The organism is Qipengyuania sp. (assembly GCF_043423005.1).
Taxonomy (GTDB): Bacteria; Pseudomonadota; Alphaproteobacteria; order Sphingomonadales; family Sphingomonadaceae; genus Qipengyuania.
Window position 1 is genome coordinate 81,382 of sequence record NZ_JBHWMI010000036.1, and the last position, 15,038, is coordinate 96,419.

23 protein-coding genes are annotated in these 15,038 nt (G+C 68.3%); 17 read left to right on the forward strand and 6 right to left on the reverse strand.

The genetic code is table 11. The features are described 5' to 3' along the window. The 5 genes from ACHFFA_RS06560 to ACHFFA_RS06580 form a co-directional block, all read right to left on the reverse strand. Positions 1-1,137, reverse strand: coding sequence for a GNAT family N-acetyltransferase (locus tag ACHFFA_RS06560; protein WP_394270040.1), 1,137 nt, complete (start codon positions 1,135-1,137; stop codon positions 1-3). Then, positions 1,134-1,787 carry a glycerophosphodiester phosphodiesterase family protein gene (locus ACHFFA_RS06565; protein ID WP_394270041.1) on the reverse strand — a complete coding sequence of 218 codons (654 nt, stop codon included), beginning with the start codon at positions 1,785-1,787 and terminating at the stop codon, positions 1,134-1,136. The genes ACHFFA_RS06560 and ACHFFA_RS06565 overlap by 4 nt, the downstream gene beginning before the upstream one ends. An 88-nt stretch (positions 1,788-1,875) precedes the next feature. After that, the gene (locus ACHFFA_RS06570; protein ID WP_394270042.1) at positions 1,876-2,337 is read right to left on the reverse strand and encodes a RidA family protein; all 462 of its coding nucleotides are present in this window, start codon (positions 2,335-2,337) and stop codon (positions 1,876-1,878) included. Further along, on the reverse strand, positions 2,334-2,978 hold the full coding sequence (locus ACHFFA_RS06575) for an HAD family hydrolase (protein WP_394270043.1): 645 nt from the start codon (positions 2,976-2,978) through the stop codon (positions 2,334-2,336). The genes ACHFFA_RS06570 and ACHFFA_RS06575 overlap by 4 nt, the downstream gene beginning before the upstream one ends. Continuing rightward, the gene (locus tag ACHFFA_RS06580; RefSeq protein WP_394270044.1) at positions 2,975-3,211 is read right to left on the reverse strand and encodes a DUF3572 family protein; all 237 of its coding nucleotides are present in this window, start codon (positions 3,209-3,211) and stop codon (positions 2,975-2,977) included. The genes ACHFFA_RS06575 and ACHFFA_RS06580 overlap by 4 nt, the downstream gene beginning before the upstream one ends. A 119-nt stretch (positions 3,212-3,330) precedes the next feature. Here ACHFFA_RS06580 and ACHFFA_RS06585 point away from each other — a divergent pair, with 119 nt between their 5' ends. From ACHFFA_RS06585 to ACHFFA_RS06600, 4 genes are all read left to right on the forward strand, one after another. Then, positions 3,331-3,726 (forward strand): response regulator, encoded by a 396-nt coding sequence (locus ACHFFA_RS06585; protein ID WP_394270045.1) that lies wholly within the window; start codon positions 3,331-3,333, stop codon positions 3,724-3,726. 65 nt (positions 3,727-3,791) lie between these two features. Beyond that, entirely contained in the window at positions 3,792-4,037 is a 246-nt protein-coding gene (locus ACHFFA_RS06590; protein ID WP_394270079.1) for an acyl carrier protein, read from the forward strand. Next, positions 4,034-5,296 carry a serine palmitoyltransferase gene (gene spt / locus ACHFFA_RS06595; RefSeq protein WP_394270046.1) on the forward strand — a complete coding sequence of 421 codons (1,263 nt, stop codon included), beginning with the start codon at positions 4,034-4,036 and terminating at the stop codon, positions 5,294-5,296. The genes ACHFFA_RS06590 and spt overlap by 4 nt, the downstream gene beginning before the upstream one ends. Positions 5,297-5,336: 40 nt before the next feature. Continuing rightward, complete coding sequence (locus tag ACHFFA_RS06600; RefSeq protein ID WP_394270047.1) at positions 5,337-5,777, forward strand: OsmC family protein; 441 nt, start codon at positions 5,337-5,339, stop codon at positions 5,775-5,777. Here the strand turns inward: ACHFFA_RS06600 and ACHFFA_RS06605 are convergent. Continuing rightward, positions 5,762-7,114 (reverse strand): hypothetical protein, encoded by a 1,353-nt coding sequence (locus tag ACHFFA_RS06605; protein ID WP_394270048.1) that lies wholly within the window; start codon positions 7,112-7,114, stop codon positions 5,762-5,764. The two genes, ACHFFA_RS06600 and ACHFFA_RS06605, sit on opposite strands and share 16 nt — an antisense overlap. Positions 7,115-7,346: 232 nt before the next feature. Here ACHFFA_RS06605 and ACHFFA_RS06610 point away from each other — a divergent pair, with 232 nt between their 5' ends. The 13 genes from ACHFFA_RS06610 to ACHFFA_RS06670 all read left to right on the forward strand — a co-directional run bounded on the left by ACHFFA_RS06610 (position 7,347) and on the right by ACHFFA_RS06670 (position 15,031). Continuing rightward, positions 7,347-7,829 carry a hypothetical protein gene (locus ACHFFA_RS06610; protein WP_394270049.1) on the forward strand — a complete coding sequence of 161 codons (483 nt, stop codon included), beginning with the start codon at positions 7,347-7,349 and terminating at the stop codon, positions 7,827-7,829. A gap of 25 nt (positions 7,830-7,854) precedes the next feature. Beyond that, positions 7,855-9,150, forward strand: a complete 1,296-nt coding sequence (locus tag ACHFFA_RS06615) for a DNA-packaging protein (protein ID WP_394270080.1) — start codon at positions 7,855-7,857, stop codon at positions 9,148-9,150. Between the two features lie 30 nt (positions 9,151-9,180). Further along, positions 9,181-10,335, forward strand: a complete 1,155-nt coding sequence (locus tag ACHFFA_RS06620) for a phage portal protein (protein WP_394270050.1) — start codon at positions 9,181-9,183, stop codon at positions 10,333-10,335. Further along, complete coding sequence (locus ACHFFA_RS06625) at positions 10,332-10,640, forward strand: DUF6127 family protein (protein WP_394270051.1); 309 nt, start codon at positions 10,332-10,334, stop codon at positions 10,638-10,640. Before ACHFFA_RS06620 ends, ACHFFA_RS06625 begins: the two co-directional genes overlap by 4 nt. Beyond that, positions 10,637-11,044, forward strand: coding sequence for an HK97 family phage prohead protease (locus tag ACHFFA_RS06630; protein WP_394270052.1), 408 nt, complete (start codon positions 10,637-10,639; stop codon positions 11,042-11,044). Before ACHFFA_RS06625 ends, ACHFFA_RS06630 begins: the two co-directional genes overlap by 4 nt. A gap of 80 nt (positions 11,045-11,124) precedes the next feature. Further along, positions 11,125-12,306: a phage major capsid protein gene (locus ACHFFA_RS06635; protein WP_394270053.1), complete on the forward strand. Its 1,182-nt coding sequence runs from the start codon at positions 11,125-11,127 to the stop codon at positions 12,304-12,306. Between the two features lie 94 nt (positions 12,307-12,400). Continuing rightward, positions 12,401-12,940, forward strand: coding sequence for a hypothetical protein (locus tag ACHFFA_RS06640; protein WP_394270054.1), 540 nt, complete (start codon positions 12,401-12,403; stop codon positions 12,938-12,940). Beyond that, entirely contained in the window at positions 12,937-13,107 is a 171-nt protein-coding gene (locus tag ACHFFA_RS06645) for a hypothetical protein (RefSeq protein WP_394270055.1), read from the forward strand. Before ACHFFA_RS06640 ends, ACHFFA_RS06645 begins: the two co-directional genes overlap by 4 nt. After that, a complete protein-coding gene (locus ACHFFA_RS06650; RefSeq protein ID WP_394270056.1) occupies positions 13,107-13,538 on the forward strand; it encodes a DUF3168 domain-containing protein in 432 nt (143 codons plus the stop codon). The genes ACHFFA_RS06645 and ACHFFA_RS06650 overlap by 1 nt, the downstream gene beginning before the upstream one ends. Then, positions 13,535-13,942, forward strand: a complete 408-nt coding sequence (locus tag ACHFFA_RS06655; RefSeq protein ID WP_394270057.1) for a phage major tail protein, TP901-1 family — start codon at positions 13,535-13,537, stop codon at positions 13,940-13,942. The genes ACHFFA_RS06650 and ACHFFA_RS06655 overlap by 4 nt, the downstream gene beginning before the upstream one ends. After that, entirely contained in the window at positions 13,939-14,244 is a 306-nt protein-coding gene (locus ACHFFA_RS06660) for a GTA-gp10 family protein (RefSeq protein WP_394270058.1), read from the forward strand. The genes ACHFFA_RS06655 and ACHFFA_RS06660 overlap by 4 nt, the downstream gene beginning before the upstream one ends. Then, complete coding sequence (locus tag ACHFFA_RS06665) at positions 14,241-14,435, forward strand: phage tail assembly chaperone (protein WP_394270059.1); 195 nt, start codon at positions 14,241-14,243, stop codon at positions 14,433-14,435. Before ACHFFA_RS06660 ends, ACHFFA_RS06665 begins: the two co-directional genes overlap by 4 nt. Next, on the forward strand, positions 14,432-15,031 hold the full coding sequence (locus ACHFFA_RS06670; protein ID WP_394270060.1) for a tail tape measure protein: 600 nt from the start codon (positions 14,432-14,434) through the stop codon (positions 15,029-15,031). Before ACHFFA_RS06665 ends, ACHFFA_RS06670 begins: the two co-directional genes overlap by 4 nt. Positions 15,032-15,038 lie beyond the last annotated feature (7 nt).

The window sequence follows — 15,038 nt, forward strand, 5'->3', positions numbered from 1 at the left end:
CTAGCCTTTGCGGAACGGCGTGCGCTCGGCCAGATAGAGCCGGTCGCCGGCAATCCCGGCGCGCTCCTGCGCAAGATATTCCGCCACGGCGCGCCTGAGGCCCGGTTCGGCCAGCCAGTGGGCGGAAACCGTCTCGACCGGTTCGTACCCCCGTGCCAGCTTGTGCCCACCCTGCGCGCCGGCCTCGACCCGCGCCAGGCCCAGATCGATCGCGGCATCGATCGCCTGGTAATAGCACAGCTCGAAATGGAGGAAGCGCACATCGCGCGTCGCCCCCCAATAGCGCCCGTATAGGGCATCGGGGCCGATGAAGTTCAGCGCCCCGGCGATGGGTTCCGTGCCATCCAGCGCCATGATCAGCAGCAGGTCCTCGCCCATGCGCTCGCCGAGCAGGGTGAACGCCTCCCGCGTCAGATAAGGCCGGCCCCACTTGCGGGCGCCGGTATCCTGATAGAAGACCCAGAAGGCATCCCAGTGGCGCTCTTCGATCTCGGCTCCGCGCAGGTGGACGATGTCCAGCCCGGCCTGTGCCGCGGCGCGTTCCTTGCGCAGGTCCTTGCGCTTGCGCGAAGACAGGGTCGCGAGGAAATCCTCGAACGAGGCGAAGCCGCGGTTGTGCCAGTGAAATTGCAGATCATGACGCAGCAGCCATCCCGCTTCCTGAAACAGCACTTGCTGGGCAGGCTCGATGAAGGTCGCATGGGCCGAAGAAACGCCGTTCTGGCGGCACAGCTTCTCCGCCGCGGCAATCAGGGGCAAGGCCAGCGCCTCGTCCGACAGCAGCAGCCGGGGGCCCGTTGCCGGAGTGAACGGCGCGGCGATCAGCAGCTTGGGATAATAGCGCCCGCCCGCACGCTCGTAGGCGTCGGCCCAGGCATGGTCGAACACATATTCACCCTGACTGTGTTCCTTGAGATATGCCGGCATGGCGGCAAGCGGGGGCCCACCGTCGGCACTGATGACCAGCGGCGCGCTGTGCCAGCCCGTGCCGGGTCCGATACTGCCCGAATCCTCCATCGCGGTCAGGAATTCGTGACGCATGAAGGGATTGCGTGCCCCGGCAAGCGCATTCCAGTCCGCCGCCGCGAAGGCGCCGACCGAGCCGCCAAGACGCGCGGCGAGCGCCGGATCGCTCATGGCAGGCCCGCGCCTTCCGCGATCGGGGCATCGGCATGGGCGGCGGCGATCGCGCGGCGCGCCGGGCTGTCGACCGTCCAGGTAAGCACCGGCAGGCCGGCACCGCGCAGGCTGGCGGCCATCGGATTGGGTAAGGCGGCCACGTGGTAAGCGAGAAAGTCGGGCCGCGCGATCCACAGGGCCAGTCGGCGCTGCCACGCCTTTTGCGTGAACCCGTAGTCGTCCTCGCGCATGACCAGCCCGGCAACTGTCCCCGGCGCGTGCCGCCGGAACCACCGCGCGACCCGCGGATCGAAGCTCATCACCGCGTGATGCCCGCCATAACCCCGCAGGCATTCGGCGACTGCGAGGCAGGTCCGCTCCACATCATAGCGCGGCCGTGACTTGATCTCGATCAGCAGCGGCACCGCGCCGGCCACCAGATCGAGCAGGACAGGCAGGTCGATCGGCGCTTCCTCGCCTTCCAGATAGCTGAGTTCGCGCCACTGATCGGCGGTCAGCGCATCGGCCCGGTCGGGCCGGCCGATCAGGCGGGCGAAGTCCCAGTCGTGAAAGACCATCGGCCAGCCATCGGCGCTGCGCTGGATGTCGCACTCGATGCCGTAGCCTGCCGCGATCGCCGCGCGAAAGGCGCTGGCCGAATTCTCCACCGCCTGCGCCCCGTGCAAACCGCGGTGAGCATAGGTCCAGCGCCGAAGCCATGGTGCTCCGGGCCGCCCGGGCGCCGGTGCCGCCAGCCTATCGGTTCGCGCGAAGAGCGATGATCGCATCGACCTCGACCGCGGCGTTGAGCGGCAGGACCGGCACTCCGACGGCGCTGCGGGCATGCTTGCCCGCCTCGCCGAACACCCCCGCCATCAGGTCGCTCGCGCCATTGGCGACCTTGGGCTGATCGGTGAAATCCGGCGTCGATGCGACGAACCCGCCCAGCTTGACCACCCGCTCCACCTGCTCGAGCATGCCGGCGGCCTTGAGCTGTGCGAGGATCATGAGCCCGCAGGCCCGGGCTGCCTCGATCCCGCGCTCGAGCGAGACTTCGGCCCCCAGCTTGCCCGTCACCAGGGTGCCGCCGATGAAGGGCAACTGGCCCGACAGGTAGGCGATCCCGCCATGAACGACGACGGGCTGGTAGCTTGCCACTGGGGCGGCTGCCTGGGGCAGTTCGATGCCAAGTTCGGAAAGGCGCGATTCGATGGTCATGGGCGGTCCTGTGTGTCCAGTGCATCCAGCCGCGCGAGCAGCCAGGGGAGGGCTTCGGCCCAGCTGTCGATCCGGGCATCGGCGTGGCCGGCTTCATGCGCGCAATCGATGTGCGGGGCCAGTTCGGGTTCGCCGCACAGATGCAGCGTGGTGATCCCCGGAACGCTTTCGCGTGCGGAGCGGTGATGCTGGGGCAGATCGTCGATGAAAAAGGTGTGGAGCGGCTGGTACTGCTCGACCAGCGCGGCGATTGCCGGGCCCTTCGGCCCCTGGTTGGTATGCACCGGAACGTCGATCCCGTGGGTGCGCAACTGATGGGCGCGCAGATCGCGGTGATCGTCGATCAGATTGGTCAGGATGACGATATCGGCCCGGTCCTGCAGCTGCACGATACCCTCGACCGCCCCGTCGATGGCCGGCTGACGATGCATCTCGGTATCGAAGAAGCTGCGCAGCAAGCGCCACATGTCTTCCTGGGCGACGGGTTCGCCGCTGTCCTGCCAGCGCATCGCCTCGGCGAAATTGTTGCTGCCGACGGTGAAGTCCACCCCCTCGCCCTCGGCCAGCCATTCGCGGAACGGGGCAACCATGTGCAGCAGCACCTCGTCGCAGTCGCAGATCACCAGCGGGCGGCGGTTCATCGGTTGAGATCCCGGGCGGCGGCGACCAGCGATTCGGGCGTTGTGCCGATAGCCGCGGCAGCGGCAAGGAGATCGGGCTCGTGCGCCGCAAGGAAATCGAGCACCGCGGCCTGCACGCCTTCGTCGCCCAGCCCGGCGCGCAGCCGTTCCGGGGTCAGCCCGGTCAGGTCCAGCAGGCGTTCCGCCCGCCGCTCGTCGGTGAGCGCCCAGCCCAGCGCCTCGAGCGCCAGCACCTGGGGTGCCCGCGTTTCCCGATATCCTGCTCTGTCCGATGCCGGAATTGTCAGCCCTTTCGCTTGCGCCTATCGCCGCCCGCGGATTGCCCGAGGGATTGGCAGGAGGAACCCGCCCCGTGACAAAGAGAATCCTCGTTGTCGAGGACAACGACCTTAATCGTAAGCTTTTTTGCGACGTTCTGAAGGCCAATGGTTTCGAAGTCGTCCCGGTAGCCGATGGCAAGAATGTCCTCCCCACCGCCCGCAAGTTCGATCCGCAACTGGTGATCATGGATATCCAGCTGCCCAATGTCAGCGGGGTCGATCTCATTGCCGAACTGAAGCGCGATGCCGCGCTCGCCCGCATCCCGGTGCTGGCCGTCACTGCCTATGCCGGCAAGGGCGACGAGGAACGCATTCGCGATGCCGGGGCCAAGGATTACCTCGCCAAGCCGGTTTCGATCGGACCGTTCATGGCGGCGGTGCGCGCCCTGCTGGCCGACGAGGCACCGGCGCCCGCGCTTGACAATTGACCGCGCCCACTCCTTTGCCAGCCATACCGCTTCCCGATACAAGCGACAGAATGGATAACGCCCCGATGGACCGCACCGACGTCGACGCCCGCATTCGCGAGCTTGCCGAGCCTTTCAACAAGAAGGGCATCGAGATAACCGAAGCCACCACCTTCCAGGGCGATCTCGAGTTCGACAGCCTGACGGTGATGGATTTCGTCGCCGCGATCGAGGACGAGTTCGACATCATCATTTCGATGAACCAGCAGGCCGAGATCGAAACCTACGGCCAGTTGGTCGATGCGGTTCACAAGCTTCAGGCCGGCGCATGAGCGAGGGGGTCCTCCAGGCCGATCAGCCGCAGACCCTCGAGGGCGAAGGACGCGATCTCTTCTCGAAGTTCGACGAGATCATCGCCCTGCGCGAAGGTCTGCTGGCGAGCGGAGTTGAAGATCCCTTCAACCTCGTCATGGAAAAGGTGCTCTCGCCCACCCGCGCGATCTGCAACGGGCGCGAGACGATCCTTCTCGGCACCTACAATTACATGGGCATGACCTTCGACCCCGACGTGATCGAGGCGGGGCAGACCGCGCTGGCCGAGTTCGGGGCGGGGACCACCGGCAGCCGGGTGCTGAACGGCACCTACCAGGGCCACCGCGAAGTCGAGCAGGCGCTGCGCGAATTCTACGCGATGGACCATGCGATGGTCTTTTCCACCGGCTATCAGGCGAATCTCGGGATCATCAGCACCATCGCCGGCAAGGGCGACTACATCGTCCTCGACATCGACAGCCATGCCAGCATCTGGGATGGCTGCAAGCTGGGCGATGCCGAGGTCGTGCCGTTCAAGCACAACGATATCGAGGCGCTCGACAAGCGGCTCGGCCGGATACCCGAAGGCGCGGGCAAGCTGGTCATTCTGGAAGGCGTCTATTCGATGCTGGGCGATGTCGCCCCGCTGGCCGAAATGGTCGCGGTCGCGAAAAAGCACGGGGCGATGGTGCTGGTCGACGAAGCGCATTCGATGGGCTTCATCGGCGAGAACGGGCGCGGCGTGTGCGAAGCAGCCGGCGTGATCGACCAATGCGATTTCATCATCGGCACTTTCTCCAAGAGCGTCGGCACGGTCGGCGGTTTCTGCGTCTCCAACCATCCCAAGTTCGAGATCATGCGGCTGGTCTGCCGCCCCTATGTCTTTACCGCCAGCCTTCCGCCCAGCGTGGTGGCGACGGCGGCGACCTCGATCCGCAAGCTGATGCACGGTTCGGACAAGCGGGCCCATCTGTGGAAGAATTCGAGGTCGCTGCATGGCGGGCTGAAAGCGCTCGGCTTCCGGCTCGGCACGGACGCGCCCGAAAGCGCGATCATCGCGGTGATCATGCCCGATCTCGAACGCGGCGCGGCCATGTGGGAGGCGCTGATCAAGGGCGGGCTCTACGTCAACCTCGCCCGCCCGCCGGCGACGCCTGCCGGGATGACGCTGCTACGCTGCTCGTTGTGCGCCGAACATAGCGCCGAAGAGGTCGGCGAAATCCTGCGCATCTTCGAAGAGGTTGGCCGGGCCACCGGGATCATCCAGGCCGGAACATGAGCAGGCGGCGAACGGTTCAGGTGGCAAAGGAGCATTCGCAATGAAGACCACCAACACCGCCACCGCCCGCTACGAAGGGTTCGGCAAGTCCGGCAAGGGCCATGTCGCCACCCGGTCGGGCGCGCTGGATCACCCCTATGGCTTCAACACCCGGTTCGAGGATGCGCCGGGGACCAATCCCGAAGAGCTGATCGCCGCCGCCCATGCCGCCTGCTTCACCATGGCGCTGTCGATGCAGCTGGCCCAGGCAGGGTACGAGGACGGCACGCTCGACACGGAGGCCAAGGTGACGCTGGAAAAGCAGGGCGAGGGGTTCGCCGTTACCCGGTCCGACCTGACCCTGACCGGACATGCTTCGGGAATCGAGCAGGACGAGTTCGAGGCGCTGGCGCAAAAGGCCAAGGCCAATTGTCCCATTTCCAAGCTGCTCAACGCCGAGATCACGCTCGAAACCCGGTTCGAGGGTCACTCTCCGGCGTAGACGGGGCCGAGCGTCTCGATGACGTCCGCGGTCGCGATGGCGGCCGGTTCGTCGTCGGCGTAGGCCGGATAGGCAATCCTGAGCACCGTCCGATAGACAGGGTCGTCACCGCCCTCGCCTGACGATCGAGCGCTTGCCATGACCGCATAGTCCTGGCGCGCTGTAATGACGAAATGCGCCTTCCCCGCGGCCGCCGAGGTGCGCGCGGCGGCAAGCAGGGTGAGTTCCTGCACCTTTGCCGCATGGTCTGCCTTGGCGCGCAGGGCGAACTCGGTTTCCCCGTCCGGCAAAGTGGCGACGATGACATCGGCCGGGATCGCACTTGCTGGCCCGGCCGGTAACAGCACGTCGGCTGCAAGCGCGCCGAACCGCGGCCGCTCTGCCGCATCGCCGGGGCGGAACGCTACGGGGGTAAGGCTCGGTGTGCCCGTATTGCCAATCGCGCGGACAAGGTCGTCGCCGATGGGGCCGGTAATGGGCGCGGCAGCGACGAGGTTTCGAGCGGGAACCGGATCACCGCTCGCCAGCGCGATCCGGGCCTCGACATGGGCACCAATCGGAGTGACAACGGCGCCTTCGATCATCGCGATCAGCGCCAGTCGGGCTGGATCGCCAGCCGCTGCCAGCGTGTAAGCGGCAAGGCTCGATCGAGCCTGGTGCACGAGATCGCGGGCATATTCGGTGTGCCCCAGCGCCGCATGACCATAAGCCTGCTGCAAGGTGCGGGTATATCCTGCCGCCCACCCGGCAAGGCCCGTCCCGGGGGCATGGCCCAGCAGTTGGACCACCGAAGGCGGCGGGGCGAATTGCGGACCGTCACCCTCGTCCAGCGCTACGACGCCCGCCCAGTTGCCGGCGCGCATTTCGGCGGTGACGACGAGCTCCCGCGATGCCGGGTCGATGCGCACCAGATTGCGCCACATGCCGAGCGGCGCCTCGGCACCGCTTCGCAATTCGCTGCGCAGGATCGCCGCTGCCCGCTGGATGCCAAGAGCATAGGGTCGCCGGGCGGCCGCGGCTTCGGCCAGCGCCACCGCTTCGGCCGGGCCGCCGGTTTCGGCCAGCGCAAGGGCGCGCAGCATGTCCAGCGACACGCGCTCGCTGGCGGGGGCAGGTTCGTTACCGATATCTTGGCGCTCTGCCCGATCGAGCAGGACCAGCGCAGTGGCCGGGTCTTCCGCTGTCAGGGCGGCGGCGCTGCATTCGAGGAGGCGAACAAGCTCGGGCTCGCCCTCGCCGGCGATGTCGCAGGGTTCGTGTGGATCGGGCGGCGCAGCGGGTGGCGGGCCGGCCGCGAAGACGAACATCGCTGCAAGATCGAGCCAAGCCGAGTTCAAACTGCCTCCCCTTTCCGAAGAACGGGTAAGCGGAAATCCTAAATATCGGGTTAGCGTCTCCCCGCCACTACCAACACCAATAACCTATTTGGCACTTTTAAATTGACATCGTGACGCTGTTTGGTTAGATAAACGGAACATCGCGATAGTGTGATTCGCCACGGGGCGGCGGCCGGAAGGTCGACCGCCCTTTTTCGTGGCCGCTCGCATCGTCGGACCGGGGAGGGGATCGATGGCAAAACGGAAACAGCAGGCGCCGCGCCCGGCAAAGGGATGGGAAGAGGTATTCCTCGCGCAACTGGCGCAAACCTCGAACGTCTCGGGCGCGGCGCGGGCAGCGGTCGTCGATACCAGCACCGTCTACAAGACCCGCCGCACCAATCCCGAATTCAACCGCGCCTGGCAGGAGGCGCTGGCCGAAGGATACGACAACCTCGAAATGGACCTGATCCGCCGCCTGCGGGTGGGCGAGCTCACCGGCGGCGGGCCGGCCAAGTCGCGCCGCAAGTACGACAATGCCATCGCCTTCCGTCTGCTGGCCGCGCACCGCGAGACGGTCGGCCGCCAGCGAGCCTTGCGCGCCAACGAGGACGAAGATGCGATCATCGCCTCGATCGACGCCAAGCTCGAACGCATGCGCCAGCGCCAGATCGCCATGGAAGCGGACCTGGGCGAAGACGGCGTCTATCGCGTGGACGGCGATGCCGGATCGTAATGGGCTGCTGCGCGCCCTGATCGCGATGGACGAGGCGGCGCGCCGGTCCGGCCTTGCCCGGCTGTCCCGCGCCGAAAAGGCCGAGCTGCGCTATCACTGGCGGCTGTGGGCCCGGCCCAACCAGCTCGCCCCGGAAGGCGGATGGCGGACCTGGCTGATCAGCGCCGGGCGCGGCTTCGGCAAGACCCGCGCCGGGGCCGAATGGGTGCGCGAACAGGCCCGCCGGCATCCCGAGGCGCGGATCGCACTGGTCGCGGCCAGCCTGGCGGAGGCGCGGGCCGTGATGGTCGAGGGGGAAAGCGGCCTTCTGGCCTGCTGTCCGCCGCACAATGCCCCGCAGTTCGAGCCGTCGCTGCGCCGGCTGGTCTGGCCCAACGGGGCGATGGCCTTCCTCTATTCGGCGGCTGAGCCGGAGACGCTGCGCGGGCCGCAGCATCACTTCGCCTGGTGCGACGAGATTGCCAAATGGGACAATACCGGCCTGCGCGCGATCCGTGCATGGGACAATCTGGCGATGGGGATGCGGCTAGGCGAGGGCCCTCGGACGGTCGCCACCACCACCCCGCGCGCGGTGGAATTGATGCGCCGGCTGTGTGCCGAGGAAGCGGACGGAACCGTCGCCGTGACCCGCGGCGCGACCTATGACAACGCGCACAATCTCCCGCGCGCCTTCCTGCGCGAGATGAAGCGCAGTTTCGGCAACACCGCCCTCGGGCGGCAGGAGCTGGACGGCGTGCTGCTGGCAGATGTCGAGGGCGCCCTGTGGTCGCGCGACCTGATCGAGCGCTGCCGCGATGCCTCGCTGGGCGATCCGCCGGTGCGCGTGGTGGTGGCCGTCGATCCGCCGGTCAGCCAGCATGGCGACGAATGCGGGATCGTGGTGTGCGGCCTTGGGGCGAGCGGCATCGGCCAGGTGCTGGCGGATTGCTCGCTCGCCCGTGCCGCGCCTGAACGCTGGGCCCGGGCGGTGGCCGAGGCGGCCTATGCCTGGCGCGCCGATCGCGTCGTCGCCGAGGCGAACCAGGGCGGCCAGATGGTGGCAAGTGTCCTGCGCGCAGCGGAGATCGCCCTGCCGCTGAAACTGGTCCACGCCAGCCGCGGCAAAGTCGCGCGGGCGGAGCCGGTGGCCGCGCTCTACGAGGCGGGCCGCATTCGCCACACGGCAATGTTCGCCGCGCTCGAAGATCAGCTCTGCGGGCTGATGGCGGGCGGCGGTTACGAAGGCCCCGGCCGCAGCCCCGACCGGGCCGATGCGCTGGTCTGGGCGCTTACCGAACTGATGCTCGGGCGGTCCGGCGCCCCGCGCATCCGCAATATCTGACGCTTGTCCGCACCCCACGAAAGGTTGCCCATGTCCTTCCTCACATCGCTCGCCTCCGCCTTCAAGGGCGGGGGGCAATCGCGCGTGCCGCTTACCCGCGGCTTCGTTTCGCCCTGGGCAAGTCCGTTCGAAACCGCCCCCCAGGCGGGCCCGTTCGACTATGCCCGGCAGGTGCGCGAGGCCTATCTCGCCAACCCGGTTGCCCAGCGTGCGGTGCGGATCATTGCCGAGGGGGTCGGCGGGGCGCCGCTGGTGAGCGAGGATGCCCGCCTGCTCGATCTCATCGCCTGCTCGTGCGGGCCGCAGCCGCTGCTCGAAACGCTGGCGGCGCAGCTTGCCCTGCACGGGAATGCCTATGTGCAGATCGTCAAGGACGGGACCGGCACGCCGATCGATCTCCATCCGCTGCGCCCCGAACGGGTGCAGATCATCGCCGGGGCGGACGGGTGGCCCAGCGCCTATCGCTATACGCTGACCGACGGGGCGCTCACCATCCCGCTGGTGGACGAGGCCGGCTGGCCGAACATCGTCCATCTCAAGGGCTTTCACCCGGTCGACGACCATTACGGCGCCGGCTGCCTCTCGGCGGCCGCCGGTGCGGTCGCGATCCACAATGCGGCGAGCGACTGGAACCGCGCCCTTCTCGCCAATGCCGCGCGGCCCTCCGGGGCGCTGGTCTATGACAGCGGCGATGCCGGCGGCCTGACCGCCGAACAGTTCGCGCGGTTGAAGGACGAACTGGCCAGTGCCTTTCAGGGCGGCGGCAACGCCGGGCGGCCGATGCTGCTCGAGGGCGGGCTCGACTGGAAGGCCATGAGCCTTTCGCCCGCAGACATGGATTTCGCCACCCTGAAGGCCGCCGCCGCGCGCGACATCGCGCTTGCCTTCGGGGTGCCGCCGATGCTGCTCGGCCTGCCGGGCGACAACACCTATTCCAATTACCGCGAAGCCAACCGCGCGCTGTGGCGGCTCACCCTGTTGCCGCTGATCGCCAAGATCCTCGACGGGCTGCGCTCGGGTCTGGCCGACTGGTTCACCGCCGCCCCCACGGTCGATCTCGACCGGGTGCCCGCCCTTGCCGAGGATCGCGAGAAGCTGTGGGCGCAGGTAACGGCGGCGGACTTCCTCGATCCGGAGGAAAAGCGGGCGATGCTTGGCCTTGCATCCCGGGAGAACAGCCGATGACACGTGAAGACATGCTGGCGCGCCTGATCGCGCAGGCCGGCGCGAAGGACGGCGATTTCGTGACCCTGCGCGCCATCGTCGAGGAATCGAGCGAGCTTGGCGCCAAGCGCGCACTCGACCGGCTCGGCCTCGGCGATGCGAACGCCCAGGACGATATCGACGAACTGCGCGAACTGCTGTCGGCATGGCGCGATGCCAAGGCGAGCGCGTGGAAGGCAGCCATTGCCTGGGCGACCCGCGGGCTTCTGGCGCTCTTGCTGATCGGCATCGCGGTGCGCCTTGGCGTCCACGAGATGCTCCGATGAGCGGCGCCCCGATCCTTCGCATCGCCGGTTATGCCGCCTTGTTCGACCGGGCCGATGGCGCGCGCGATACCGTGCGCCGCGGAGCCTTCCGGCGCACGCTGGCCGAACGCGCCACGCCGTTGCCGCTGTACTGGCAACACTCCCCTGCCCAGCGGATCGGCTGGGTCGAGACGGCGGGCGAGGATACGCGCGGCCTGCGCATCGTCGCGACCATCGATGATCCCGCCTGCCGGGCTGCGCGGCTGCTCAGGTCGCGCGCGGTCGATGGCCTGAGCTTCGGTTACCGGGCCCGCGCCTACCGCCAGACGCCCGCCGGTCGCGAACTTGCCGACATCGAGCTGTTCGAGGTCAGCGTCGTTACCCACCCGCTTCAACACGGCGCCCGGGTGCACTTCGTCGCCTGACGCCGCCCCGCCCTTTGCAACCGACCCCAGCGCCGCCTCCGGGCGGCTTTTTCGTGCCTGCCAGAAAAGGTGAATACCCTATGGATATTACGTTCAATCCTGCCCCCGCCGCTCCTGCCCCTGCCTCTGCCCCTGCCGACACCCAGCGGGCCGCCGAGGCGAGCTTCGATATCGTCGCCCGCCAGGACAAGGTGGAGGCCGACATCGGGGCCTTGCGCACCGACGTCGACGAGGTTCGCCAGCGGGTCGACCGGATCGGCCGTGCTGCGGCGCGTCCGGCGCTCGCACTGACCGGGGACGCCGGCACCGATGCCGCCAGCTTCGTCGACGGATATCTGCGGACCGGGTCGACGACCGAGCTCAAGTCCATCAGCGGGATCGTGCCGGCCGACGGAGGCTATGCCGTCCCGCGCCAGATCGATGCCCTGATCGGCCGCGCGCTGGTCGAGGTGAGCCCGATCCGCGCCATCGCCCAGGTCGTCCAGACGGGCACCGCCGGGTATCGCAAGCTGGTGGCGACCGGCGGCACGGCCAGCGGCTGGGTCAGCGAGACGGCCGGACGGCCCGAGACGCAGACGCCCAACTTTGCCGAGATCGCGCCGCCCACCGGCGAGCTTTATGCCAATCCTGCGGCGAGCCAGGCGATGCTCGACGATGCCGGCTTCGATCTCGAAGCGTGGCTCGCCGGCGAGATCGCGATGGAGTTCGCCCGGGCCGAAGGCGCCGCGTTCGTCCACGGCAGCGGGGTCAACCAGCCCGAAGGCTTCCTGACCGCGCCGGTCTCGAGCCTGATCGATGCGGAGCGTCCGTTCGGTACGCTGCAATATGTCGGCACCGGCGATGCCGACGGTTTCGACGCCAACCCCGATGCCCGCCTGATCGATCTGGTCCATACGCTGAAGTCCGGCCACCGTCAGGGCGCGACCTTCGTGATGAACAGCGCGACCCTCGCCGAAGTCCGCAAGCTCAAGACCGCGGATGGCGCGTTCCTGTGGCAGCCGGGCCTGGTCGAAGGGCAGCCCGACCGGCTGCTCGGCTACCCTGTGATCGAGGCCGAGGACATGCCCGACATCGCGGCGGGCACTTTCCCGATCGCCTTTGGCAATTTCCGCGCCGGTTATCTGATTGCCGAACGCAGCGCGACCCAGGTGCTGCGCGATCCCTTCACGAACAAGCCCTTCGTCCACTTCTACGCGACCCGGCGGGTGGGGGGCCAGGTGCTCGATTCCAACGCGATCAAGCTCCTTCGGATCGAGGCCTGATCGCGGCGGCGACCGGGGCGGCGGGTATCCCCTTGCCCGCTGCCCCGGCGCCATCCCTCGCCAAACCAAGAACGACGCCGAGGAGGCCGCGCAGATGCGGGCAATCGAAATCAAGGCCAGTTACGCCGCCGCTGCGCTTGCCGAACTGAAGCAGTGGCTGGCGATCACCACCACCGGGGAGGACGCCCTGCTCGCCTCCCTCATCGACAGCGCGGTGGCCATGTGCCGCCGCTTTACCGGCATCCTGCCCTTGCGGGCGACGGTCGTCGAGGACATCGCCGCCGATGGCCTCTGGGCCGAACTTGGCGGCCGCCCCTTCGCCGCATGGCACGAAGCGGCGATCACCGACCCGCCGGCACCGCGCCGCGTGCTGGAACCCGAGTGCTACGTGCTGGAGCCGCGCGCCGATGGTTCGGCACGGCTCCGGATCGCCGGCGCGATGGGCGTGCCGATGGCGGAGATCGTCTACGAAGCCGGACTGGCGGGCGATTGGTCCGCCCTCGATCCCGGGCTTCGCCACGGCATCGTGCGCTATGCCGCCGAACTCTACCGCCAGCGCGAACGCGGAGAAACCGACCATCCCCCCGCCGCGGTCAGCGCGCTGTGGCGTCCGTGGCGCGAGGTGCGGCTGTGACCCGCCGTGTCGCCAGGTTCGACAACCTTGCCCGCAACCTCGTCTCGAAGGCCGGGCGCATGGCCCGCGCCCATGCCGCCCGCCGGCGCGTGGCGGACCGCGGCGAGGGGCCAACCCAGTACAGCGCCCGGCTGTTGTGGCCGTTGTTTTTCGAAAGGAGCGAATGATGGAGAGCGCCTTTCGCAGTGCGCTGATGGCCTGGCTTCGCAGCGATACCACGCTCGGTCCTCAGCTCAACGCCATCCTGGAGGATGGGCCTGCCGCCGCCCCGCCGCCGCAGCTTGCCATCGTTGCCAGCGCGGCGGGCGAATGGGGGGCGAAGGGGGCCGGCGGACGGCAGGTTCGCGTCGCCCTCGAACTGCAGGTGCAGAGCGATGCCCCCGAGCAGGCGACGGCTCTGGCTGCCGCAATCGAGACCCGCATCGCGACGATGGCCCCCGCCCAGGATGGCTTCCGCATCGTCGTCACCCGCTTCCTGCGCAGCCGGGTGGAACGCCGCCCGCGCGAAATCCGCGCGATCCTCTTCGAATACCAGTTCAGCCTTCTGGCGACGCCGCCCAGCAACGCGGCCACGCCGGCAACAGGAGACCCGACATGACAGCCCAATCCGGCGCCGCCTTTTTGCTCAAGATCGGCGACACTGCCGATCCTGCCACCTACGAAACCGTTGCAGGCCTGCGCACGACGCAATTGTCGATCAACGGCGAAACCATCGTCGTCACCCACAAGGAAAGCGGCGGCTGGCGCGAACTGCTGTCGGGCGCAGGCTCGCGCAGCGTGTCGGTCAGCGCCTCGGGCATCTTTCTCGGCTCCGCCGCGGAGGAACGCGTGCGCGGCCATGCACTCGCCGGGACGCTCGAACGGTACGAACTCTCGTTCGAGGACGGCAGCCGGATGCGCGGCCGGTTCCTGGTCCAGCGGCTCGACTATTCGGGCGATTTCAACGGCGAGCGCACCTACGCGCTCCAGCTCGAAAGCTCGGGCGCGGTAATCCCTGTATGAGCAACACGGTTCGCGGCGAGGCCGCCCTTCATGTCGGCGGGCGCGAAATCCGCCTGCGCCCCACCTTCGATGCGCTGGTCCGTGCCGAGGACGAGCTCGGGCCGCTGCTCGCCCTGGTCGAACGCGCCGGGGCGGGTGAGTTGCGCCTGGCCGAGATCGCAGCGCTGTTCTGGCATTGCGCGGAGGCAAACGGCGACCTTGCTCGTGACGAGATAGGTCGCGCCGTCCTGTCGCTCGGCCTGGCCCGGGCCGCGCAGCCGCTGCGGATCCTGCTGGGCGAGATCCTGCGCGGGTCGGAATGAGCAATTCCTTCGCCGCGAATGCCGGGGTGCTGGCCGGGCTGGCCGCCCGCGAACTGGGGTGGCGGCCGGCAACGTTCTGGAATGCCACCCCGTCGGAACTGGCGCTGTCGCTGCACATGCCGAACCTCCCGCACACCGCACCCCCGTCCCGCGCGCAGATCGCGGCGATGATCGAAAGGGAAGGCCAATGAACGACGATCTCGATGAATTGCTGGTTTCGGTAAGGGCCGATACCCGCGGCTTCGCGCAGGATATCTCGCGGATGAGGGGTGAATTCGACAGCAGTTTGCTGGCTGCCTTCGACAAGGTCGGGCCGGTGCTGGAGAAGGGCCTGCTTTCGGCCCTGCGCAAGGGCCGCATCGGGTTCGACGATCTTGGCCGCATGGCGCTATCGGTGATCGATTCCATCGCATCGCAGGCGCTCGACATGGGGCTGGGTGCGATCTTCGGAGGCGGAGGGGCCGGCGGGGCGGGCGGCCGCGGGGGCGCCGGGGTGCTCGGCCAGCTGGGTGGGCTTGCCTCGTCCATACTCGGCCTTCCCGGGCGGGCGACGGGCGGGATCGTATCGCCCGATCGGCCCTATCTCGTCGGCGAGCGCGGCCCCGAATTGTTCGTGCCCACCGCAGCGGGCCGGGTGGATGCCGGTATCGGCCGCCCCGGCGGCCTGCGCAACGATGTGCGCGTGGCGATCAATCTGGCCGCTCCGCGCGGAACCGACGCCCCGGCTGCCCTGCAACGCTCGTCGCGCCAGGTGGCAAGCGCCATTCGCCGCGCGCTGGCCGGCTGATCAGGCG

Bases quoted from the DNA above. Each gene is read 5' to 3' on its own strand.
- ACHFFA_RS06560 (WP_394270040.1), bottom strand. From the start codon at position 1,137: ATGAGCGATCCGGCGCTCGCCGCGCGTCTTGGCGGCTCGGTCGGCGCC.
- ACHFFA_RS06570 (WP_394270042.1), bottom strand. From the start codon at position 2,337: ATGACCATCGAATCGCGCCTTTCCGAACTTGGCATCGAACTGCCCCAG.
- ACHFFA_RS06575 (WP_394270043.1), bottom strand. From the start codon at position 2,978: ATGAACCGCCGCCCGCTGGTGATCTGCGACTGCGACGAGGTGCTGCTG.
- ACHFFA_RS06590 (WP_394270079.1), top strand. From the start codon at position 3,792: ATGGACCGCACCGACGTCGACGCCCGCATTCGCGAGCTTGCCGAGCCT.
- spt (WP_394270046.1), top strand. From the start codon at position 4,034: ATGAGCGAGGGGGTCCTCCAGGCCGATCAGCCGCAGACCCTCGAGGGC.
- ACHFFA_RS06600 (WP_394270047.1), top strand. From the start codon at position 5,337: ATGAAGACCACCAACACCGCCACCGCCCGCTACGAAGGGTTCGGCAAG.
- ACHFFA_RS06610 (WP_394270049.1), top strand. From the start codon at position 7,347: ATGGCAAAACGGAAACAGCAGGCGCCGCGCCCGGCAAAGGGATGGGAA.
- ACHFFA_RS06615 (WP_394270080.1), top strand. From the start codon at position 7,855: ATGGACGAGGCGGCGCGCCGGTCCGGCCTTGCCCGGCTGTCCCGCGCC.
- ACHFFA_RS06620 (WP_394270050.1), top strand. From the start codon at position 9,181: ATGTCCTTCCTCACATCGCTCGCCTCCGCCTTCAAGGGCGGGGGGCAA.
- ACHFFA_RS06625 (WP_394270051.1), top strand. From the start codon at position 10,332: ATGACACGTGAAGACATGCTGGCGCGCCTGATCGCGCAGGCCGGCGCG.
- ACHFFA_RS06630 (WP_394270052.1), top strand. From the start codon at position 10,637: ATGAGCGGCGCCCCGATCCTTCGCATCGCCGGTTATGCCGCCTTGTTC.
- ACHFFA_RS06635 (WP_394270053.1), top strand. From the start codon at position 11,125: ATGGATATTACGTTCAATCCTGCCCCCGCCGCTCCTGCCCCTGCCTCT.
- ACHFFA_RS06640 (WP_394270054.1), top strand. From the start codon at position 12,401: ATGCGGGCAATCGAAATCAAGGCCAGTTACGCCGCCGCTGCGCTTGCC.
- ACHFFA_RS06650 (WP_394270056.1), top strand. From the start codon at position 13,107: ATGGAGAGCGCCTTTCGCAGTGCGCTGATGGCCTGGCTTCGCAGCGAT.
- ACHFFA_RS06655 (WP_394270057.1), top strand. From the start codon at position 13,535: ATGACAGCCCAATCCGGCGCCGCCTTTTTGCTCAAGATCGGCGACACT.
- ACHFFA_RS06660 (WP_394270058.1), top strand. From the start codon at position 13,939: ATGAGCAACACGGTTCGCGGCGAGGCCGCCCTTCATGTCGGCGGGCGC.
- ACHFFA_RS06665 (WP_394270059.1), top strand. From the start codon at position 14,241: ATGAGCAATTCCTTCGCCGCGAATGCCGGGGTGCTGGCCGGGCTGGCC.
- ACHFFA_RS06670 (WP_394270060.1), top strand. From the start codon at position 14,432: ATGAACGACGATCTCGATGAATTGCTGGTTTCGGTAAGGGCCGATACC.